Raw genomic sequence first — 20,837 nt, forward strand, 5'->3', positions numbered from 1 at the left:
GCCACGTCCATCGGCCACCCACCGATCGGCTAGCTTCCGTCCCGTCGGGACCCCGACCGATACAGCGGCTGGCTTCCGTCCCACGCCACCGATCGAGTATCCCGCCGCCGACCGGCATCGGCCGAGCCGGGACCGCGGCCGCCTGCCGAACCGCCAGGCGTGGCCTCGACGCCGTCGTACATCCCGTCGCGGGCGTACGGACCCTGCGTCAGCGGAGCGCGGTCTGGCGCCGGCGCCTCCGGCCGGGACCGTGGTTCCGGGCCGCTCGGCGCCCTCGCCGGGCGGCGGCCCGCATGAGGCGCTCATAGCGGCCGTCGCCAGGACGGCGCCGCTGCGATCGGTGCGAGCGAGAGCACACCCGGTCTGACGTACGCCAGGACCAGGAAGCGCCGGTAGCCGTAGGTGGTCCGGCTGTACTGTCACCTGGCGCTTCGAGCTGTTGCCAGCGACATTGATCTACATCGTAAAGGCGGCGTCAGATGAGGCCGATGCCGAGCGTCAGTGTGCCCGCCGCCAGGCACACCCCGCCTGCCATCGTCAGGTAGATCAGCTTGCCGGGCTTGGTGTCGCTCGGGCGGGCCACCGACAGGAAGAAGCCCAGGGGCATCAGGATCGGGGCGGCCACGATCGACGTCCGCACCAGGCTCTTCCAGCCGCCGGACAGGTCGGCCTGGTCCACGTACAGCAGCGCCACCAGGCTGAACAGGACCAGCACGCCGGCGTGCGCGTGCCCGGCCCGCCACAGGCCGCGCCGGACCGGGTTGTCCAGGTAGCCGGGGACGTCGCGCATGAGGAACGACAGCAGCGAGACGCCGCCGAAGGCGATCGTCGGGACCGTGATGAGGAGCACACCGGCCGTGCTCAGGGATGCGGGGGACAGCGGTGACATGGTGAACCTCCTAGTGGGGCGGGGTTCCAGTATTGGATAGCGGGACTATCTAGTCAAGTCGGCAAGATCGCGGGACGATCGGCGCGAAATGTCGCCCCGTTCGGGGAAGATATGGGCTAGAGAGGTAGTCCCCCACCGTGGAGGTAGGACATGGCCAGCAAGGACACCGGCGGACAGAAGCAGACCGGTCGGCGTGAGTCCGAGGTCGAAGAGACCGAGGCGTCGGCGGCGCCGGAGGTGCAGGAGCGTCAGGAGAAGCTCACTGACGACGTGGACTCGATTCTGGACGAAATCGACGAAGTTCTCGAAGAGAACGCAGAGGAATTTGTGCGCAGCTACGTACAGAAGGGCGGTCAGTAGGGTAGAACGGACAACTTCAGAAGGGGGGGACGGTGGAGGCGCCGGAGGCTTTGAAGGTTTGCCCGGATTGTGGGGTGGAGAAGCGCGTCTCCGAGTTTGGGCGCAATGCGCGCATGGCCGATGGGCTTGCGCGGTATTGCAAGCTGTGCTTTCGGAGGCGGTCCACTGAGAGTTATAGGAAGCGGCGGGCCTCGCAGGGGAAGACCGTCCGTGAGGGTGTCGATGTGCCCGAGGGGTACAAGCGCTGTCCTCGCTGCACGGAAGTGAAGGCGGTCACGGAGTTCGGGAAGAATCGAGCCGAGCGCTCTGGGCTGGCCGCCTACTGCAAGCCCTGTCATAACACGGTGATGCGGGAAGTTCGGGTGAAGAAGTACGGCAGCACGCGTAACTATCACCTGAAACGTCGCTACGGCATCACTGAAGACGACTTCGAGCGGATGCTCGCCCGGCAGGGCGGCCTCTGCGCCATCTGCAAGGCCGTGCCGGGGACGTTCGTCGATCACTGTCATGCGAGCGGACAGGTGCGCGGCGTTCTCTGTTTCAACTGCAACAACGGGCTCGGTCACTTCGAGGACGGCATGGCGGTGCTGGAGCGGGCCGCTCTCTACCTGGAGGGGGAGGTTCTCTGGCCGGAGTTCGTGGTGCCGCCCGAGCGGGGGTCGGAGAGGGCGGTGGCGCGCACCCGGTCCTATCACCTGGCCCGGCGCTACCGGATGCGGCATGAGGATGTCGAGCGGATGGTGGCCGGGCAGCAGGGGTTGTGCGTGGTGTGCTGGGTCCGGCCGCCGGAGCATGTCGATCACTGTCATCGGACCGGGGATGTGCGGTACGCGCTCTGCCTGCCGTGCAACACCGGGATCGGGCAGTTCCGGGATGATCCGGCGGTGCTGTGGCGGGCGCTGGCGTACGTGGAGAGTTCGCTGGAGGTCGACGAGGCGCCCGAGGTGTCCGATGAGGAGGTGCGGGCGTTGATCGCGGCTGAGGAGGAGGCGCGGTCGGCGTTCTACGAGCGGGCCGTACGAGTCTGATCGGGCATGTCGTAGGCGACGGCGACGCCGAGGAGGCGCACTGGACGGGTGAGGTCGAAGCGCCCGAGTGCGGTGAGCGCGGCGTGGGTGAGGGTGGCCGGGTCGGCGGTGGCGGCCGGGAGCGTGGTCTGGCGGGTCCGGGTGAGGAAGGGCGTGAAGCGGACCTTGACCGTGACGCGGGTGGCGAGGCGGCCCGCGTCGGCGGTGTCGGCGGCGACCTGTTCGGCGAGGCCGGCGACTGCGGCGGTGATGTCGGCGGCCTCGGTGAGGTCGTGGGTGAAGGTGGTCTCGCGGCTGTGGCCCCTGGGGATCCATGGGGTGGTGACGACCTCGGTCTCGCCCTTGCCGAGGGCGAGGTAGCGGAGCCAGGGGCCGTTGGTGGGGCCGAAGCGGGCGGCGAGGTCGCGGGGGTCGGCGGCGGCGAGCTGGGCGACGGTGCGCAGGCCGAGTTCGGCGAGTTTGGCCGAGGTTCTGGCGCCGATGCCCCAGAGGGCGTCGGTGGGCCGGTCGTTCATGACGTGCGCCCAGTTGTCGCTGGTGAGGCGGTGGACGCCGGCGGGTTTGGCGAGGTTCGAGGCGAGTTTGGCCTGGTGTTTGTTGTCGCCGATGCCGATGGAGCAGTCGAGGCCGGTGCGGTCGCGCACGGCTCGCTGGATGGCGGTGGCGAGGGTCTCCGGCCGGTCGGTGCGGGCGCCGATGAAGGCTTCGTCCCAGCCCCATACTTCGACGTCGACGGGGAAGTCGCGCAGGGTGGCCATGACGCGGGCGGAGGCGGCGTCGTAGGCGGGTGGGTCGCTGGGCAGGAAGACGGCGTCGGGGCAGCGGCGCAGGGCGGTGCGCAGGGGCGTGCCGGAGTGGACGCCGTGTTCGCGCGCTTCGTAGGTGGCGGTGGCGGCGACGGTGCGTGGGCGGGTGGGGTCGCCGTCGCCGCCGACGACGACGGGTCTGCCGCGGAGTTCGGGGTGGCGTTGCAGTTCGACGGCGGCGATGAACTGGTCGAGGTCGAGGTGCAGGATCCAGTCCCTCATGCTGTCCAGTATCACCTGGTCAGGGGGTGGAGACGTGGGCCGCGCCGGCCAGGTCCTCCAGTTCCCGCTGGTAGGCGGCGGCCGCCTCGTCGGGGCTCTTGCCGCTGACGATGGCGGCGGTGGCTTCCTGCAGGAGGACGGAGACCCGCGGGTAGATGGCGAGGCCGGGCCGGTAGGCGGTGACGGGCAGCACCTCGTCGGCGATGTAGCTCAGCATCGGGTCGCCGGCGAGGACGTCGTCGTTGACGTCGGTGCGGGAGCTGACGCGTGCCCGGCCGTCGAGTTCGGAGGTGGTGGCCTCGGCGGAGTGCATGAAGGCCAGCAGTTCCCAGGCGAGTCTGGGGTTCTCGGAGGACGGGTTGAGCACGCGTACGGCGCCGCCCGACATGCTGACGTGGTCCTGGCCGCGGATGCCGGCGCCGGGCGTCCTGGCGGGGATCCTGGTGTAGCCGACGGTCTGGTCGCGGTCCTTCATGGGGGCGACGCCGGCGCCTGGTTCGATGACGGAGCGCCAGAAGTAGTCGCTTTCGGCCAGGATGGCGATCTTGCCGTCGGCGAACCGGGCGAAGGATTTGTCGCGGCCCTTGGCCTCCTGCTGGAGTTCGGGGTCGCCGAGGCCGCTGCCGCCGTAGATCTGCTGGTAGAAGCGGAGCACGTCCTTCATGGCCTGCCCGCTGCCGGTCCATTTGTCCTGGGCGTAGATCTCCGCTCCGGCGCCGGCGAGCAGCGGCAGGACGCCCTGCATGGTGGTGGCCTCGCCCATGGCGCTGCCGGCGTTGATCTGGATGGGGGTGGGCACGCCCGCGGCTTTGAGCGCGGTGCCGGCGTCGATGATGTCCTGCCAGCTGTCGGGGTTCCAGGTTTCCGGCAGGCCCGCCTTGGCGAACAGGGTCTTGTTGTAGAACAGGACGCGGCCGTCGGTGCCTTGGGGCAGGCCGTACTTCCTGCCGTCGAAGACGCCGAGCCCCTGGACCGCCTGGGGGATCTGTGACCAGCCGCTCCAGGAGTCGACGGTGGCGCCGCCGACGTCGGCGAGCGGTTCGATGTAGCCGGCCTGGGCGAATTCGCCGATCCAGATGCCGTCGAGGTCGATGACGTCGGCGGCGGTCCCGGCCTTGAGGTCGAGTGCGATCTTGGTCTTGTACTGCTCGTCGTCGACGCCGCTGGGCTGGAAGAGCACCTTGACGTTGCGGTGGGTCTTCTCGAACTGGGGGATGACCCACTGTTTGATCCAGTCGGCGGATTCGGAGTTCTTGCCGCCGGAGATGGAGTTGGCGGCGATGGTGAGGGTGATGCCGCCGCCTTGGGCGGGGGTGCCGGTTCCGCAGGAGGTGAGCGCCAGGACGGCGATGGCCGCGATCGTCGCGAAGCGGCTCGGGAGTCGCATGGCGGCCTCCTGTTGAGGATGTCCGGACATATCGACGATCGCACGGGCTGTCGTGGGCGTAAAGAAACGATCTGGTGATCGGTTCGCCGTGAGCTGATCGTGGGAAGTGCAGACAGCGACGCAAGAACAGTAGGGTCGCTTCAGGGACACTGACATTGGAGGGAGTCGCGTGGCATCGCACAGGGATCTGCCCGCCGGCTTGAGAAACCAGCTTTTCCAGAACACAGGGAGTTCCTCGTTCACCGATTTCGTCGGCTCATATGCGCCAGAGCTGTTGCCGCTTCGGAATGAGATGCTGGCCACGCCGATCGGCGACCAGGTCCCGCACGCGACCACGATCATCGCCGCGACCTTCGCCGGGGGTGTGGTGATGGCCGGTGACCGGCGTGCGACGTCGGGCAACATCATCTCCCAGCGTGACGTCGAGAAGGTGTTCCGCACCGACGACTATTCCTGCATGGGCATCGCGGGCACGGCCAGCACCGGCATCGAGATGGCCAGGCTCTACCGCGTGGAGCTGGAGCACTACGAGAAGCTCGAGGGCCGCACCATGTCGGTGGCCGGTAAGGCCAACCGGCTGGCGACGATGATCCGGGGCAACCTGGCGATGGCGATGCAGGGGCTGGTGGTGGTGCCGCTGTTCGCCGCCTACGACCCCGATGCCGACGCCGGGCGGATCTTCAGCTATGACGTGGCGGGCGGGCCTTACGAGCGGGAGCGGTTCGACGCGATCGGCTCTGGTTCGATCTTCGCGCGGGGTTCGCTGAAGAAGCTCTACCGTGACGGCGCCTCGGCCGACGACATGGCGATGACGCTGATCCAGGCGCTGTACGACGCGGCGGACGACGATTCGGCGACCGGTGGTCCTGATGTGACGCGGAAGATCTGGCCGATCGTGTCGGTGGTCGACGCCGACGGTTTCCGGCGCCTGAGCGAGGAGCAGGTGACCGGTTATGTCGAGCGGATGCTCGAGGATCGCTTGATCTCCCCTGACGGCCCCATCGCCCCGCTGCGTTAGAAAGGACCACCCCACGTGTCGATGCCTTTCGGATATGCGTCCCCTGAGCAGATCATGCGGGACAAGGCGGACTACGCGCGCAAGGGGATCGCGCGGGGCCGCTCCGTCGTCGTGCTGCAGTATGTCGACGGCATCCTGTTCGTCGCGCCCAACCCTTCCAAGGCGCTGCACAAGATCAGTGAGATCTACGACCGCATCGGGTTCGCGGCCGTGGGCCGCTACAACGAGTTCGAGGAGTTGCGGCTCGGCGGCATCCGCTACGCCGACATCAACGGTTACACCTATGACCGCTCCGATGTGACGGGCCGTGGCCTGGCCAACCTGTACGCCTCCAACCTGGGCCGGATCTTCACCGACTCGATCAAGTCGCTGGAGGTGGAGGTGGTGGTGGCCGAGGTGGGTGACGAGCCCGACGGTGACGCCATCTACCGGTTGACGTTCGACGGCTCGGTGTTCGACGAGCACGGGTTCGCGGCGATGGGCGGGCAGGCGGAGGCGGTGTCGTCGCGGTTGAAGGAGCGCTACCGGGAGTCGATGTCGCTGTCGGCGGCGCTGGAGGTGGCGCTGGCGGCCCTGACCGAGCCCGGTGGGGAGCGGCCGCCGGCGACGCAGCTGGAGGTGGCGGTGCTGGATCGCAATCGCGAGCACCGTAAGTTCCAGCGTCTGGCGGGTTCGCGCCTGGAGCGTCTGCTGCCTGCGTCCGACGCCGCGGCGCCCGCGCCCGCCGCGGAGGAGGGCGAGAAGCCGCCGCCCACCGGTCCCGAGGGCGACGTGGACGACGGTTCTTCGCCGCTGTAGGTCCCTGGCCGCCGGCATCGAGGTGCCGGCGGCCCGTCGAGTGTGATTTGTATCACTATGTTCGAGCTGAACCCGGCGACACGGGCGGCCATCGAATGATCCGTGAAGACTCTTACGCGTAGCCTCCTCGCGACTGGCGCCGCCGCGGCGATGATCCTGACGTCCGGTGCGGCTGCCGATGCCGCCGCCATCCCGAAGTACAAGGCTCCGAAGATCTTCGGGACGAGCTTCCAGGCCGATCCGAAGCACGACTTCACCAAGCGGATCCGTCCCCGGCACAACGGCGTCCTGCGCGGCTGGATCACCTATCTCCGCGGTTCCGTCGCCGAGTACGAGCCCATCAAGTGGAAGAAGGGCAAGGTGACCGAGGGCCAGTTCGTCGGCCCGGCGGAGGGCGACGTGCGGGCCTATGCCTCGCCCATCGCCAAGGATGTGGTCTTCCTGTCGGCGCTGGGCTGCGGGTCGAAGATGACGAGCCTGACGGTCGACCGCAGGACCGGGCTCGGCAGCAAGCGCTGCTCCAGGGCGGACCTGATCAAGCGGTCCAAGGACGGCCGGCGGCCGGCGCTCATCACCGTCCACCAGGGCAAGATCGTCAAGCTGCAGGAGATCTTCACGCCCTGACGGCCCGGGGGCGTAACCGCAGGTGGGCGGGGGTGCGCGGAAAACACCCGGAGAGATCTCTCCCGCTGGCCGATCCGTGGGCATAGTGTGAGGTGATGGATCGTCGCATCTTCGGGCTGGAGAACGAGTACGGCGTGACCTGCACGTTCAGGGGACAGCGCAGGCTGTCCCCGGACGAGGTCGCGCGCTACCTGTTCCGGCGGGTCGTGTCCTGGGGCCGATCGAGCAACGTCTTCCTCCGCAATGGCGCACGCCTGTATCTCGACGTGGGCAGCCACCCTGAATACGCAACACCTGAATGTGACAACGTCATCGAGCTCGTCACGCACGACAAAGCCGGTGAGCGCATCCTCGAGGGCCTTCTGGTCGACGCCGAGAAACGGCTGCGCGAAGAGGGCATCGCCGGGGACATCTATCTGTTCAAGAACAACACCGATTCGGCCGGAAACTCCTATGGCTGCCACGAGAATTATCTGGTCGGCAGGCACGGGGAGTTCGGCCGCCTGGCCGACGTGCTGATCCCGTTCCTGGTGACGAGGCAGATCATCTGCGGCGCCGGCAAGGTCTTGCAGACCCCGCGCGGGGCCGTCTACTGCGTGTCGCAGCGGGCCGAGCACATCTGGGAGGGCGTCTCGTCCGCAACCACCCGCTCCCGGCCGATCATCAACACCCGGGACGAGCCGCACGCCGACGCCGAGCGGTTCCGCCGCCTGCACGTCATCGTGGGCGACTCCAACATGAGCGAGACCACCATGCTGCTCAAGGTCGGCGCCACCGACCTGGTGCTGCGCATGATCGAGGCGGGCGTGGTGATGCGGGACCTGTCGCTGGAGAACCCTATCAGGGCCATCCGGGAGGTCTCCCACGACATGACGGGCAGGCGCAGGGTGCGCCTGGCCAACGGCCGGGAGGCCTCCAGCCTGGAGATCCAGCAGGAATACCTGTCGAAGGCGCAGGACTTCGTCGACCGGCGCGGCGGCGACGCCATCGCCCGCCGGGTGCTGGAGCTGTGGGAGCGCACGCTGCGGGCGGTCGAGACGGGCAATCTCGACCTGGTGGCCCGTGAGATCGACTGGGTGACGAAATACCAGCTGATCGAGCGTTACCGCAAGAAGTACGACCTGCCGCTGTCGTCGCCGCGAGTGGCGCAGCTCGACCTCGCCTATCACGACGTGCACCGTAAGCGGGGCCTGTTCTACCTGCTGCAGAAGCGCGGCTCGGTGGAGCGGGTGGCCTCCGACCTGAAGATCTTCGAGGCCAAGTCGGTGCCGCCGCAGACGACCAGGGCGCGGCTGCGGGGCGAGTTCATCCGCAAGGCGCAGGAGAAGCGGCGCGACTTCACCGTCGACTGGGTGCATCTCAAGCTCAACGACCAGGCGCAGCGAACGGTTCTGTGCAAGGACCCGTTCCGATCTGTGGACGAAAGGGTCGACAAACTCATCGCCGGCATGTAAAGAAAGCGGTTTACCTCAGCCCTACCGGGAGTCAGATAGTGTGACGCGAATCTGACGTCTTTTTCCGAGGGAAGTCCATGCGCCGCGCTCTGGCCGTCCTGGCCGCCGTGCCTTTGATCTTCTTCGCCGCCGCGTGCGGCTCCGACACCCCGGCGGCTCCGGCCGCCGGGGGCTCGTCCACGGCGGCGGGCGCGGGGGTGAAGGTCACCGGTGAGGTGGGTGCCAAGCCCACGGTGACCTTCCCCTCCGGCTCGCCCGCCACCAAGTCCTCCTTCGAGGTGCTGACGGCGGGCACGGGCCCGGCCGTGAAGGCCGGTGACAAGGTCATCGTCAACCTGACCGTCTACAACTGGGACGGTAAGCAGAACGCCTTCCAGGGGTCCTCCTACGACACCAAGGCTCCGGAGACCATCCCGGTCAACGAGCAGCTCCCGCAGGTGCTGCGGGACGGCTTCACCAAGGTGAAGCACGGCGGCCGCCTGCTGGCCGTGATGGCCAGTGACTCCGCTCCGCAGCAGCAGGCGGGCGTGCCCGCGCAGCCGACGAAGGTGTTCGTGCTGGACGTGGTCGGCGCGCCGCCGGAGGCGCTGAAGGCCGCCACCGGCAAGGAGACCGGCGACAAGCTCAAGGGCGTCAAGGTCGACAACCCGGGCGGCGACAAGGCCCCCACCCTGACGACCAAGACGGGTGACAAGCCGTCGAAGGAGCTCGTCGTCAAGACCCTCATCAAGGGCACCGGCGAGAAGGTCAAGGCGACGCAGACGCTCACCGTCCACTACACCGGCAAGATCTGGGGCACCGACAAGGAGTTCGACTCCAGCTGGACCCGGGGCGAGCCGGCGGCGTTCCCGCTGGGCAACGTCATCCAGGGCTGGCAGAAGGGCCTGGCCGGGGTGCCGGTCGGCAGCCGGGTCGTGATGAGCATCCCGCCGGACCTCGGCTACGGCGCTCAGGAGCAGCAGGGCATTCCCGCCAACAGCACGCTGGTGTTCGTGGTGGACATCCTGTCGGCCTACTGACCGTCGCTTACTGACGGCGGTCTGCTGACCGGCGGTCACGGCAAGCGGTAGCATCGCGAGGCCCGGTGGCATGACGCCGCCGGGCCTCGCCGCACGGGAGGTCGCCGATGCGCCGCCGCACCATCGCGTTGCTGCTGATCCCGCTGCTGGCCCAGGCGGCGTGCACCGGCTCGCCTCCCGAGCCGACGGTGGCGGGCGCGTTCGGCGCCCGGCCCACGGTCGTCTTCCCCGCCGGCAGGCCGGCGGCCGGGCTGCGGATCCACGAGCTCGCCGCGGGCCAGGGTGCGACGCTGGAGCAGGACGACGTGGCGATCGTCCAGTACACCGCGCACGTGTGGGACGGCGGGGCGAACCGGCTCGTGGACTCCAGCTTCAACCGCGGCGCCCCGGCGGCGTTCCCCGTCGGCCGCCTGCTGCCCGGCCTGGACCGGGCGTTGCGGGGGCGCAGGGTGGGCAGCCGCGTCGTCGCCGCCATCCCGCCGGGTGACGGCCTGCGCGACGAGCTGGTCTACGTGGTCGACATCCTCGGCGTCCACGGCGCGGACGCCACGGTGGAGGCGGACGGCGGGTCGCTGGCGGGCGTGCGCGTCACCGGTGACTCCCGGCCACGGCTGACGGTGCCGAGGACGGCCGCCCCCGCCCGGTTCGCCGCCACGGTCCTGTCCCGCGGCACCGGCCCCGCCACGCAGACCGGGCAGCTCCTCGTCGCCCAGTACGCGGGCGCGATCTGGGACGGCGGGCGGGTCTTCGACTCCACCTGGAGCACCGGCCGGCCGAAGAGTTTCACGATCGGCGACGGGAGCGTGATCAGAGGCTGGGACCGGGCGCTGCTCGGCGTCCCGGTGGGCAGCCGCGTCCTGATGATCGTCCCGCCCGCCGACGGCTACGGCGCTTCCGGCCACCCGCCGTCCGGCATCCGCCCGCAGGACACCCTGGTCTTCGTGGTCGACGTCCTGGCGGCGTACTGAGCCTCTTGCGCGATTCTGGATGATCGGGGTCGAATGGGCGGCATGATCCGTGTCCTGCCGGCGGTGCTCGCCGCCTGTGCGCTCGTGCTCGGCCTGACGCCCGCCGCCTCGGCCGCCGCGCCGCCGCCGTTCTGCGCGAAGGTGCGCTCCTGCGTGGTGGGCGGGGACGCGGGCTGGACGTGGGTGCACGCCGCCGCCGCTTCCCGGCGCACGGGCCGCTCGGTGGCCGCGCGTCTGCTCCGCAACGCCAAGGCCGTGCACAAGAGGTACGGTGCGCCGTCGGGAGTGACCATCTACGTGATCAAAAAGGGCGCGTGCTGGCGTGAGTACGGCGCGTCGGATGCCAGGCCGAGCCGCGCCTGCGTCCTGAAGGGGATCCAGAAGCGGCTCTGAGCCCGTCGCGCGGGCTCCCCTAGACTGCGGCTGTGAGCGACGACGACCTCCAGGCGCTGGGGCTGCTGCAGGATCCCGTCCGGCGGAGCCTGTACGACGCCGTGGCGGCCCGTGGCGGCGAGGTGGGCCGGACGGAGGCGGCGCAGGCCGCCGGGGTGTCCAGGGCCCTCGCCGGTCACCACCTGGACAAGCTCGTCGAGGCGGGGCTGCTGGAGAGCGGGTTCCGCCCCCAGGAGCGCAAGGGGCCGGGCAGCGGCCGCCCCGCCAAGGTCTACCGCAGGGCCGCGGGCGAGCGGGTGGTGAGCCTGCCGCCGCGCGACTACGTCTCGCTGGCCGCGGTGCTGGCCGAGGTGGTCGACGAGCTGGGCGCCGAGGAGCGGGCCGAGCGGGCGGCCCGCAGGGCGGGGCGGCGGCTGGCCGGGCGGCACGGCGGCGGGCCTGGGGAGGCCGGGGAGCCGGGCGAATCGGTGGAGTCGGTGCTGCGCGGGCGCGGCTACGAGCCGTACTCCGACAACGGCGCCCTGCGCATGCGCAACTGCCCCTTCCACGTGCTGTCGGACGAGCAGCCGCTGCTGGTGTGCTCGATGAACCTGGCCCTGTGCCAGGGGCTGCTGGAGGGGCTCGGCGAGGATCCCGGCCGGGCGCGGCTGGATCCGCGCCCGGGGGAGTGCTGCGTCACCCTCTCTAAAACAAATGAGGATTGACATAGAAGGCGAGGGAGTGGTGTGCTGAGCGTCATGCATCTCGCCCAGCTCAACATCGGCCACCTGCGCGCGCCCGTCGACTCCGCCGAACTCGCCGAGTTCGTCGCCCTGCTCGAGCCCCTCAACGACCTCGCCGACCGGTCCCCGGGCTTCGTGTGGCGGCTCAAGGAGAGCGAAGAGGACCCGACCGCCACCGTCACGCACGACTACGGCGACCACCTGCTGGTCAACTTCTCGGTATGGGAGTCCCGGGACGCGCTGTGGAACTACGTCTACCGCAGCGGCCACCTGGAGGTGCTGCGCCGCCGCCGGGAGTGGTTCCACCGGGTGGCGGAGCCGTACACCGTGATGTGGTGGATCCCCGAAGGCCACATCCCGGCGCTCGACGAGGGGATGCGCCGCCTCGAACGCCTCAGGGCCGAGGGGCCGGGCCCCGAGGCGTTCACCTTCAAGGACTCCTACGCCAGCAGCGAAGCGGCGAACCTGCCCGCCGCCGCCGAGGCCACGAAGTAGGCCAGGTCCTCCTCCAGCCCCCGGCCCATCGTCGACAGCCTGACCGGCGAGGCGCGCAGCGCCTCGTGCAGGCCGTCGACCGGCACCGGCACCAGTTCGTGCCGGACCGCCAGCAGCTCCGCCTGGTCCCTGACCCGCTCGCCGAACGCGCCCGGCAGCATCGGCACCGGCACCTGCGCCCGCGTCAGCGCCACCCGCCCGTAGGCGGTCAGCGAGTGGTGGGAGACGCCGAGGTGACGCTCGCGCAGGTCGCCCTCGCTCACCCGCAACGCCGCCACCGGCCGACCTCCCAGCACCGACGCCGCGTTGACCGCCTCGCCCGCCGACACCCCGGAGAACCCCCAGCGGGTGCCCGTGCCCAGGTTGCCGGGGCCCTGGGCGACGATCGCCACGTCGGCCTCCAGCACGTGCCTGGCCGCCAGCAGCCCGGTGTGGGTGGTGACGGCCTCCACGTCGCCGCCGAACGCCTGCCCGACCGTGACCACCCCGGACAGCCAGCCGATCTCCCGCAGCCGGGCGGCCGCCATGGAGAACCACGCGGGCAACGCCCCGCCGTCCAGCATCACGTACGCCACCCGCAGGTCCCGCGCGGCCGCGTCGTACAGCCCGCACAGGATCGGCGGCAGCGCCGAGTGCAGGTCGGCGACCACGACCGGCATCCCGTCCACGCTGTCCGCCTCGCGCAACCGGTCATGGAACGGGGAGTCCTGCTCGTCCGCGCCCAGCACGGTGGCCTGCAGCGGCGTGTAGCGGGCCTTCACCAGGTGCCCGGGACCCTGCGGATCTTGCGGCAAACGGTTCGGCACGGCCACCACCATGGCGTAACCTCCCGTACCGAGACCCATTGCGAGTGCCGTCGTGTTGAGCAGCACCTCGTCGCCGGGCTCCGGGCGGCCCACCAACGCTGGATAGGCCAGTGCCCGGTACAACGCGCCGGGCTCCGCGCCCGGCGGGTTGTCCCCTTCGGGGACGGCGACATCCAGTTCCATCGCTCCCGGCCACTCGCGCCGGATCCGCACAACCTCGCCCTTGCGCCATCTGATCACGGGGGCAGGGTAGCGTCGTCGAAGGAGGAGTGAGCAGATGTCGCGCCGTAAGACCGAGCGGTTGCTGAACCTGGTGATCTGCCTGCTCGCCACCCGCCGCCCGTTGTCGGCCGAGCAGATCCGGCACGCCGTCCCCGGCTACGACCGCGACGGCGACGAGGCGTTCCAGCGGATGTTCGAGCGGGACAAGAACGAGTTGCGCGAGATCGGCATCCCGATCGACGTGGTGCGCGACCCGTGGGAGGACGAGCCCGGCTACCGCATCGAGCGGCAGTCCTACGAGCTGCCGGAGATCGTCCTGGAGCCCGACGAGGCGGCGGTGCTGGGCATGGCCGCGCAGGTGTGGCAGCGGGCCAGCCTGGCCGAGGCCGCCTCCGGCGCGCTGCTGAAGCTGCGCGCCGGCGGCGTCGCCACCGACGAGACGGTCGGCGGGAGCGTCGGGGGAGGGGCGCTGGAGCTGCGGGTCGACACCCGCGACCCGGCCTTCCCCGCGCTGTGGGAGGCCGTACGCGACCGCCGGGTGGTGCGCTTCGACTATCGCGGCGCGGGCAGCGAGAACGTGCACACCCGCACCGTCGAGCCGTGGGGTGTGGTGAGCCGCCGCGGCCGCTGGTATCTGGCCGGGTTCGACCGGGGCCGCGACGCGCCGCGGGCCTTCCGGCTGAGCCGCATCACCGGCCCGGTCTCCACCGTGGGCCGGAGCGGCGCCGTCGAGGTGCCGCAGGGCGTCGACCTGCGCGCCATGGTGAACTTCCCGGACGAGCCCGCGCGGGCGCGCACCGCGCTCGTCCGGGTCCGGCAGGGCACCTGTGAAGGCCTGCGCCAGCTGTCCGGCGCCGTGCGCGCGGGCGCCGGCGGGTGGGACGAGGCCGAGCTGTCCTTCACCGACCCGGACCGGCTGGCCGGATGGATGGCCAGCCTGGGCGCGGACGTCGAGGTGGTCGAGCCGCCGGACGCCCGCGAAGCCGTCATCCGCCGACTGAAGGGGGCGCTGGCGTGAGTGGATCCGCCGACCGGCTGCCAAGACTCCTCGCGCTCGTCCCCTACCTGATGTCCCACCCGGGCGCGCAGGTGGGCGAGGTGGCCGAGGTGTTCGGGCTGAGCGAGAAGCAGCTCATCGACGACCTGCAGCTCGTGTGGATGTGCGGGCTGCCGGGGCACACCCCCGGCGACCTCATCGACGTGTCGTGGGACGGCGGTGAGATCCTCATCGACAACGCCGACACCATCGCCAGGCCGCTGCGCCTGGGCATCGACGAGGCCAGCGCCCTGCTGGTGGCGCTGCGCATGCTGGCCGCCAGCCCGGACCTCGCCGAGGTGCGCGGCGACGCGCTGCCCCGCGTGGTGGCCAAGCTGGAGCAGGCCGCCGGAGAGGGCGCCGCCCAGGTGAGCAATCAGGTCGCGGTGGACGTGGACGCCGCCCCGGACGCGCTGCCGCGGGTGCGGGAGGGCCTGACCCTGCGGCGCAGGCTGTCCCTGTCCTACTACGTGCCGGGCCGCGACGAGGTGACGCCGCGCGAGGTGGACCCGATGCGGATCGTGGTCGCCGACGGCCGCACCTACCTGGAGTGCTGGTGCTACCGCGCCGAGGCGATGCGGCTGTTCCGGCTGGACCGGATGCTCGGCGTGCAGGTGCTGGACGTGCCGGCCGACCCGCCCGCGGGGGCCGAGCCCATCGACGTCGCCCAGGGGGTCTTCCGGCCGTCGCCGACCGACGAGCTGGTGGACCTAGAGGTCACCGCCGCCGGGCGGTGGGTGGCGGAGTACTACCCCTGCGAGCAGGTGACCGAGCTGGGCGAGGGCCGGCTGCGGATCACGCTGCGCGCCCGCGACGAGGACTGGATCGTCAAGCTGGCGCTGCGGCTGGGCGACACCGGCAGGGTCGTGGCGCCCGCCGCGATGGCCGTCCGGGTGCGGCAGGAGGCCGAGCGGGCCCTGTCCCTGTACGCTCATCAGGCATGACGGTGATCTTCCTGGCGACGGGTCTCGGCGTGGCGGGACTCGTCGTGCTCGCGATCGCGGGTGGCCGTGTGGCGGTCGCGGCACGTACTCTTGACAGAGAAATAGCCGAGGCGCGGGCTCAGCTCGAGCCGAGGCAGGTCAGATCGGGCGGCCCTCAGGGGTGAGACCACCCCCAGGGCAGCGTACGATCGTGGCTGATAAGAGCCTTCGCATCATAAGGACGTCCCATGTCGCAACTCGGAGTTCCCGAACTTCTGATCATCGCAGGCGTGCTCGTCCTGCTGTTCGGCGCCAAGAAGCTGCCGGACGTGGCCCGAGGTGTCGGCAGGTCGCTGCGCATCTTCAAGTCGGAGACCGCCAAGCTGCGCGACGACGACGATGACGCCCAGCCGGCCGCGCAGGCGCAGCCCACCGTGCAGGCCACGCAGACCACCACCCCGCAGCCGCAGTCGGCCGCGCCCCAGCAGATCCCGGCCGCCGCGCCGGTGATCTCGGCCGAGGAGCAGGCCCGCCAGCTCGAGGAGCAGGCGGCCAGGCTGCGCGCCGGGGCCGGGCAGGCCAACAAGCAAGCCTGACCTCATCCCTCCTCATCACCTGGACCGCTAGATGGCGCTGCTCAAACGGTCACGACCACAAGCACCGGCCGCCGACGCCGACCCCGAGGGTCGCATGCCGCTCATGGAGCACCTGCGTGAGCTGCGTAACCGGTTGCTGATCGCGACGATCGCCGTGGTCGTCGGCATCATCGTCGGCTGGTTCGTCTTCGACCCGGTGTGGGCGTTCATCAAGGCGCCCTTCTGCGAGACGCCGCAGGCCCAGCAGTTGCGCGAGGGCACCTGCACGCTCACCTACAGCGGCATCTTCCAGTCCTTCTTCCTGACGTTGAAGGTCTCGGCGATGGTGGGCCTCGTCGTCTCCTCGCCGGTCTGGCTCTACCAGCTCTGGGCCTTCGTCACCCCCGCCCTCTACCGCAACGAGAAGCGCTACTCGCTGACGTTCCTGGCGGTGGCGATCCCGCTGTTCCTGCTGGGCGCCGTGCTGGCCTACCTGATCATGGACACCAGCCTGGCGATCATGCTGGGCTTCTCGCCCAGCGACGCGGTGGCCACGATCCAGATCGACGACTACGTCAACTACGTCCTCATCATGCTGGTGATCTTCGGCATCTCGTTCGAGCTGCCGCTGCTGCTGGTGTTCCTCAACGTCATCGGCGCGCTGTCGCGGGCCACCGTGACCAAGCACCGGCGCACCATCATCGTGGCGATGTTCGCCTTCGGCGCGGTCATCACGCCCGGCGGCGATCCGTTCGCGATGATCGCTCTCGCCCTGCCCATGATCGCTCTGTACTTCGTGGCGGAGCTGTTCATGTACGTCCGCGAGAGGCGCCTGCCGGCCGACGAGTTCGCCGGTCTGGACGATGACGAGGCCTCGCCACTAGAAGAGGATTCCAGTTCCACTCGATAGGCGATAAGTTCCGGGCGTGGCCCCTCACCTAGCCCTGCTCGTGAACCCCGCCGCCCGCGGCGGCAGGACGCTCCGCCTGCTCGATCCCGTGGCCCGCCGCCTGCGCGCGGGCGGCGCCGAGCTTTCGGTGATCGTCGGCGTGGACGCCGCCGACGCCCTGGAGCGGGCCTGCGCCGCGGTGGCCGAGCGGCCCGACGCGCTCGTGGCCTTCGGCGGCGACGGCCTGGTCCACCTGGCCGTGCAGGCGGTGGCGGGCACCGACGTGCCGCTCGGCATCATCCCCGCCGGGACGGGCAACGACATCGCCACCGCGCTCGGCCTGCCGGGCCGGGATCCGATCGCCGCGGCCAGGACCGTGCTGCGGATGCGGCCGCGGGTGGTCGACGCGGCGTCCGTCAGCTCCGGCGCCGGGTGGGAGCTGTTCGCCGGGGTGCTGTGCGGCGGGTTCGACTCGCGGGTGAACGAGCGGGCCAACGCGCTCACCTGGCCACCCGGGATGGCCCGCTACCTGGTCGCCACCGTGCGGGAGTTGCGCGCGTTCGAGCCCGTCCCGTTCCGGGTCACGCTGGACGGCGGCGAGCCGATCGAGCGGGAGGCCATGATGGTCGCGGTGGCCAACACCTGCTCCTACGGCGCCGGCATGCGCGTCTGCCCCGGCGCGCTGCCCGACGACGGGCTGCTGGACGTGGTGATGGTGGAGGCGGTGTCCAAGCGGCAGTTCCTGCGCGTGTTCCCGAGCGTCTACCGCGGCTCGCACATCGCCCACCCGGCCGTGTCGGTGTGGCAGGCCAGGAGCGTCACGCTGGAGGCGCCCGGCGTGGTGGCCTACGCCGACGGGGAACGCATCGGGCCGGTTCCGGTCACGTGCGAGATCCGGCCCGGCGCCTTACGCGTCCTGACCTGAGCCGTACTTTGTAAAGGCGTCGGGGCGGGAGGATGATCTCAACAGGCCCGTGGGGGCCGACCGGAATACCGATTTCGGTAGGCTGGCGGTTATGACAACGCCAGCGGAACGCTACGCGGCCTTCCGTCAGAGATACGCCGACGACGGGGCCGCTCTCAGGTCGTTCCGGGGCCTGTACGACTTCGAGCTCGACGACTTCCAGATCGACGCCTGCCGGGCGCTGGAGGCCGGCGACGGGGTGCTGGTGGCCGCGCCCACCGGGTCGGGCAAGACGGTCGTCGGGGAGTTCGCCGTCCACCTCGCCCTGGAGCAGGGCCGCAAGTGCTTCTACACCACCCCCATCAAGGCGCTGTCCAACCAGAAGTACAACGACCTGGTGAAGCGGTACGGCACCGCCAAGGTGGGGTTGCTGACCGGCGACAACAGCGTCAACGGTGAGGCCCCGATCGTCGTCATGACGACCGAGGTGCTGCGCAACATGCTCTACGCCGGCTCCGCCACGCTGACGGGGCTGGGGTTCGCCGTCATGGACGAGGTCCACTACCTGGCCGACCGCTTCCGCGGCGCGGTGTGGGAAGAGGTCATCATCCACCTGCCCGAGTCGGTCAGGCTGGCGGCGCTGTCGGCGACGGTGAGCAACGCCGAGGAGTTCGGCGAGTGGCTCGGCGAGGTGCGCGGCGACACGACCGTGATCGTCGACGAGGTCCGGCCGGTGCCGCTGTGGCAGCACATGATGATCGCCAACCGGATCTACGACCTGTTCATGACCGACGACGAGACCCCGCGCATCAACCCGACGCTGATGCGGGTGACGCGCGACGCCGAGCGGCTCAACGGCGGCCGGGGGCGGCGCGGCTTCAGCAGGCCGGGCAGGTCGGGGCCGCCGGACCGGGCCCAGGTGATCGAGAAGCTCGACGCCGAGGGGCTGCTGCCGGCGATCACGTTCATCTTCTCCAGGGCGGGCTGCCAGGCGGCCGTCAAGCAGTGCCTGTACGCCGGGATCCGGCTCACCACCGAGCGGGAGCGGCACGAGATCAGGCAACTCGTCGACGAGCGGACCGCGCACCTGCCGGACGAGGACCTGGCGGTGCTGGGCTATCTGGAGTGGCGCGACTGCCTGGAGCGCGGGCTGGCGGCCCACCACGCGGGCATGCTGCCGGCCTTCAAGGAGGTCGTCGAGGAGCTGTTCACCCGCGGCCTGGTCAAGGCGGTGTTCGCCACCGAGACGCTGGCGCTGGGCATCAACATGCCAGCCCGCAGCGTGGTGATCGAGAAGCTCGACAAGTGGAACGGCGAGACCCACGCCGACCTCACCCCGGGCGAGTACACCCAGCTCACCGGCCGGGCGGGGCGGCGCGGCATCGACGTCGAGGGCCACGCCGTGGTGCTGTGGCAGCCGGGCATGGACCCGCTGTCGGTGGCCGGCCTGGCGAGCACCCGCACCTACCCGCTGCGCTCCAGCTTCCAGCCCTCCTACAACATGGCCGTCAACCTGGTCGGCCAGTTCGGCCGCGAGCGGGCCAGAGCGCTGCTGGAGGAGTCGTTCGCGCAGTTCCAGGCCGACCGGGCGGTCGTCGGGCTGGCCAAGCAGCTGCGCAAGCACGAGGAGGCGCTGGAGGGCTACCAGGAGGCGATGACCTGCCACCTGGGCGACTTCACCGAGTACGCCGGGCTGCGCAGGCGGCTGTCGGACCGCGAGGCGGAGCTGTCCAAGCAGCGCGGGACCGCGCGCCGGGCGGCGGCCGTGCGGTCGCTGGAGGCGCTGCAGCCGGGCGACGTGATCCGGGTGCCGGGCGGGCGGCGCGCCGGGCTGGCGATCGTGCTCGACCCGGGCCGCAACCCGCGCGGCAACGGCCCCAACCCGCTGGTGCTGACGATCGGCAAGCAGGTCAAGAAGCTCGACCCGGCGGACTTCCCGGTCCCGGTCGAGCCGATCGAGAAGCTGCGCATCCCGAAGAACTTCAACGCCCGCGCCCCCAAGGAGCGCGCCAACCTCGTCTCCACGCTGCTCGCCAAGATCGGCGACCGTGACCTGGGCAAGCCGGCCAGGGCGCGCGACCACGCGATGGAGGACGACGAGATCAACGAGCTGCGGCGGCGCATCCGGCAGCATCCCTGCCACGGCTGCGACGAGCGGGAGGACCACGCCCGCTGGGCCGAGCGCTATCACAAGCTGCTGCGCGAGACCGAGGGGCTGCGCCGCCGGGTGGAGGGCCGCTCGCACGTCATCTCGCGCACCTTCGACCGGATCTGCTCGGTGCTGGAGCAGCTCGGCTATCTGCGGGAGGAGGCCGTCACCGACGAGGGCCGCCGGCTGGGCCGCATCTACACCGAGCTCGACCTGCTCACCGCCGAGTGCCTGCGTAGCGGGCTGTGGGAGGAGCTGGAGCCGGCGGAGCTGGCGGCGTGCGTGTCGGCGCTGGTGTTCGAGTCGCGCCAGTCGGAGGACGCCAGGCGGCCCAAGATCCCGGCCGGTCGCGCCCAGGACGCGCTGACGGCGATGACGCGGCTGTGGGCGGAGCTGGAGGGCATCGAGTCCGACCACGGCCTGTCCACCATCCGCGAGCCGGACCTGGGCTTCGCGTGGGCGGCGTTCCGGTGGACCAAGGGCCACAATTTGGACGCCGTGCTGATGGACGGCGTCAACGGCAACGAGCTCGCGGCCGGTGACTTCGTCCGGTGGATCAAGCAGCTCATGGACCTGCTCGGTCAGCTCGGCGGCGCCGCCCCGGAGGGCAGCAAGATCAGGCAGACGGCGGCCAAGGCCATGGACGGGATGCGCCGGGGCGTGGTCGCCTACTCGTCGCTGACCTGAGGCTCCTCGGCCAGCCGCTCGGTCTGGGCCCTGAGCACCGCGATCGTCCGGGTGAGGTAGTCGGCGATCGCGGCCAGCTCGTGCTCGTCGTAGCGGGTCATGAAGGCGTTCATCTCCGTGCCCAGCTCGGCGAAGACGCCCGCGAGGTCGGGCCGGCGCCCGGGGGCGGCCTCGACGAGCACGCGGCGGCGATCGCCGGGGTCGGGGACCCTGCGGACGTGGCCGGCCCGCTCCAGCCGGTCGACCAGGGCGGTGACGGCACTGGCGTTCATGCCGAGCCGCGCGGCGAGCGCCCCGGCGGGCAGCGGCCCGGTGCGGCTGATCACGCCGAGCGCCTTGTGGTCGACGGCGCTCAGCCCGAGCCTGCGCGCGACCGCCTCGTGGAAGAGCACGACCGCCGTGCTGAGCTCCCATCCCATCTCCGCGCCGTCCATGCCGCTCCTCATTTGATTCAACGTAGTGA

23 protein-coding genes are annotated in these 20,837 nt (G+C 70.5%); 18 read left to right on the forward strand and 5 right to left on the reverse strand.

Features of this window, described 5'->3' with window-relative positions:
* Positions 1-475 precede the first annotated feature (475 nt).
* On the reverse strand, positions 476-889 hold the full coding sequence (locus ACTMTF_RS23720) for a hypothetical protein (protein ID WP_441112647.1): 414 nt from the start codon (positions 887-889) through the stop codon (positions 476-478).
* Positions 890-1,039: 150 nt separating this feature from the next.
* On the opposite strand from ACTMTF_RS23720, the gene ACTMTF_RS23725 reads away from it, so the two are divergent.
* A complete protein-coding gene (locus ACTMTF_RS23725; RefSeq protein ID WP_189140514.1) occupies positions 1,040-1,249 on the forward strand; it encodes a ubiquitin-like protein Pup in 210 nt (69 codons plus the stop codon).
* Between the two features lie 347 nt (positions 1,250-1,596).
* Positions 1,597-2,277, forward strand: coding sequence for an endonuclease VII domain-containing protein (locus ACTMTF_RS23730; protein WP_441112648.1), 681 nt, complete (start codon positions 1,597-1,599; stop codon positions 2,275-2,277).
* Here ACTMTF_RS23730 and ACTMTF_RS23735 read toward each other — a convergent pair.
* Together ACTMTF_RS23735 and ACTMTF_RS23740 are read right to left on the reverse strand one after the other, a co-directional pair.
* Positions 2,253-3,305, reverse strand: coding sequence for a DNA polymerase IV (locus ACTMTF_RS23735; protein ID WP_441112649.1), 1,053 nt, complete (start codon positions 3,303-3,305; stop codon positions 2,253-2,255). The two genes, ACTMTF_RS23730 and ACTMTF_RS23735, sit on opposite strands and share 25 nt — an antisense overlap.
* Before the next feature lie 19 nt (positions 3,306-3,324).
* Positions 3,325-4,692 (reverse strand): extracellular solute-binding protein, encoded by a 1,368-nt coding sequence (locus tag ACTMTF_RS23740; RefSeq protein ID WP_441112650.1) that lies wholly within the window; start codon positions 4,690-4,692, stop codon positions 3,325-3,327.
* A 169-nt stretch (positions 4,693-4,861) separates the two neighbouring features.
* Between ACTMTF_RS23740 and prcB the strand changes: the two genes are divergently transcribed.
* The 9 genes from prcB (at position 4,862) to ACTMTF_RS23785 (ending at position 12,183) form a co-directional block, all read left to right on the forward strand.
* On the forward strand, positions 4,862-5,710 hold the full coding sequence (prcB, locus tag ACTMTF_RS23745; protein ID WP_397013133.1) for a proteasome subunit beta: 849 nt from the start codon (positions 4,862-4,864) through the stop codon (positions 5,708-5,710).
* Positions 5,711-5,731: 21 nt separating this feature from the next.
* The gene (gene prcA / locus ACTMTF_RS23750; RefSeq protein ID WP_441112777.1) at positions 5,732-6,508 is read left to right on the forward strand and encodes a proteasome subunit alpha; all 777 of its coding nucleotides are present in this window, start codon (positions 5,732-5,734) and stop codon (positions 6,506-6,508) included.
* Positions 6,509-6,610: 102 nt separating this feature from the next.
* Entirely contained in the window at positions 6,611-7,132 is a 522-nt protein-coding gene (locus ACTMTF_RS23755; protein WP_441112651.1) for a hypothetical protein, read from the forward strand.
* Positions 7,133-7,227: 95 nt separating this feature from the next.
* Positions 7,228-8,586, forward strand: a complete 1,359-nt coding sequence (pafA, locus tag ACTMTF_RS23760) for a Pup--protein ligase (protein WP_397013127.1) — start codon at positions 7,228-7,230, stop codon at positions 8,584-8,586.
* A 77-nt stretch (positions 8,587-8,663) separates the two neighbouring features.
* Positions 8,664-9,605 (forward strand): FKBP-type peptidyl-prolyl cis-trans isomerase, encoded by a 942-nt coding sequence (locus tag ACTMTF_RS23765; protein WP_441112652.1) that lies wholly within the window; start codon positions 8,664-8,666, stop codon positions 9,603-9,605.
* A gap of 107 nt (positions 9,606-9,712) precedes the next feature.
* Positions 9,713-10,573 (forward strand): FKBP-type peptidyl-prolyl cis-trans isomerase, encoded by an 861-nt coding sequence (locus ACTMTF_RS23770; RefSeq protein ID WP_441112653.1) that lies wholly within the window; start codon positions 9,713-9,715, stop codon positions 10,571-10,573.
* A gap of 42 nt (positions 10,574-10,615) precedes the next feature.
* Positions 10,616-10,966 carry a hypothetical protein gene (locus tag ACTMTF_RS23775; protein WP_441112654.1) on the forward strand — a complete coding sequence of 117 codons (351 nt, stop codon included), beginning with the start codon at positions 10,616-10,618 and terminating at the stop codon, positions 10,964-10,966.
* Between the two features lie 32 nt (positions 10,967-10,998).
* Positions 10,999-11,670 carry a helix-turn-helix transcriptional regulator gene (locus ACTMTF_RS23780; RefSeq protein WP_441112655.1) on the forward strand — a complete coding sequence of 224 codons (672 nt, stop codon included), beginning with the start codon at positions 10,999-11,001 and terminating at the stop codon, positions 11,668-11,670.
* 21 nt (positions 11,671-11,691) lie between these two features.
* Positions 11,692-12,183, forward strand: a complete 492-nt coding sequence (locus ACTMTF_RS23785; protein WP_441112656.1) for a DUF3291 domain-containing protein — start codon at positions 11,692-11,694, stop codon at positions 12,181-12,183.
* Here the strand turns inward: ACTMTF_RS23785 and ACTMTF_RS23790 are convergent.
* Entirely contained in the window at positions 12,129-13,229 is a 1,101-nt protein-coding gene (locus ACTMTF_RS23790) for a DUF3866 family protein (RefSeq protein ID WP_441112657.1), read from the reverse strand. The two genes, ACTMTF_RS23785 and ACTMTF_RS23790, sit on opposite strands and share 55 nt — an antisense overlap.
* Before the next feature lie 37 nt (positions 13,230-13,266).
* On the opposite strand from ACTMTF_RS23790, the gene ACTMTF_RS23795 reads away from it, so the two are divergent.
* The 7 genes from ACTMTF_RS23795 (at position 13,267) to ACTMTF_RS23825 (ending at position 20,374) form a co-directional block, all read left to right on the forward strand.
* Entirely contained in the window at positions 13,267-14,229 is a 963-nt protein-coding gene (locus ACTMTF_RS23795) for a helix-turn-helix transcriptional regulator (RefSeq protein WP_397013113.1), read from the forward strand.
* Entirely contained in the window at positions 14,226-15,191 is a 966-nt protein-coding gene (locus ACTMTF_RS23800) for a helix-turn-helix transcriptional regulator (RefSeq protein WP_441112658.1), read from the forward strand. The genes ACTMTF_RS23795 and ACTMTF_RS23800 overlap by 4 nt, the downstream gene beginning before the upstream one ends.
* Positions 15,188-15,355 (forward strand): hypothetical protein, encoded by a 168-nt coding sequence (locus ACTMTF_RS23805; protein ID WP_397013109.1) that lies wholly within the window; start codon positions 15,188-15,190, stop codon positions 15,353-15,355. Before ACTMTF_RS23800 ends, ACTMTF_RS23805 begins: the two co-directional genes overlap by 4 nt.
* A gap of 63 nt (positions 15,356-15,418) precedes the next feature.
* The gene (gene tatA, locus ACTMTF_RS23810; RefSeq protein ID WP_441112659.1) at positions 15,419-15,766 is read left to right on the forward strand and encodes a Sec-independent protein translocase subunit TatA; all 348 of its coding nucleotides are present in this window, start codon (positions 15,419-15,421) and stop codon (positions 15,764-15,766) included.
* A 31-nt stretch (positions 15,767-15,797) separates the two neighbouring features.
* Entirely contained in the window at positions 15,798-16,655 is an 858-nt protein-coding gene (tatC, locus tag ACTMTF_RS23815) for a twin-arginine translocase subunit TatC (RefSeq protein ID WP_397013105.1), read from the forward strand.
* Between the two features lie 16 nt (positions 16,656-16,671).
* A complete protein-coding gene (locus tag ACTMTF_RS23820; RefSeq protein WP_397013103.1) occupies positions 16,672-17,559 on the forward strand; it encodes a diacylglycerol/lipid kinase family protein in 888 nt (295 codons plus the stop codon).
* Between the two features lie 91 nt (positions 17,560-17,650).
* Positions 17,651-20,374, forward strand: a complete 2,724-nt coding sequence (locus ACTMTF_RS23825) for a DEAD/DEAH box helicase (RefSeq protein WP_441112660.1) — start codon at positions 17,651-17,653, stop codon at positions 20,372-20,374.
* Here ACTMTF_RS23825 and ACTMTF_RS23830 read toward each other — a convergent pair.
* Positions 20,356-20,820, reverse strand: coding sequence for a MarR family winged helix-turn-helix transcriptional regulator (locus ACTMTF_RS23830; RefSeq protein ID WP_441112661.1), 465 nt, complete (start codon positions 20,818-20,820; stop codon positions 20,356-20,358). The genes ACTMTF_RS23825 and ACTMTF_RS23830 overlap by 19 nt on opposite strands.
* Between the last annotated feature and the right edge of the window lie 17 nt (positions 20,821-20,837).

Source organism: Nonomuraea sp. ZG12, from assembly GCF_052068115.1.
In the GTDB taxonomy this organism is placed as follows: domain Bacteria; phylum Actinomycetota; class Actinomycetes; order Streptosporangiales; family Streptosporangiaceae; genus Nonomuraea.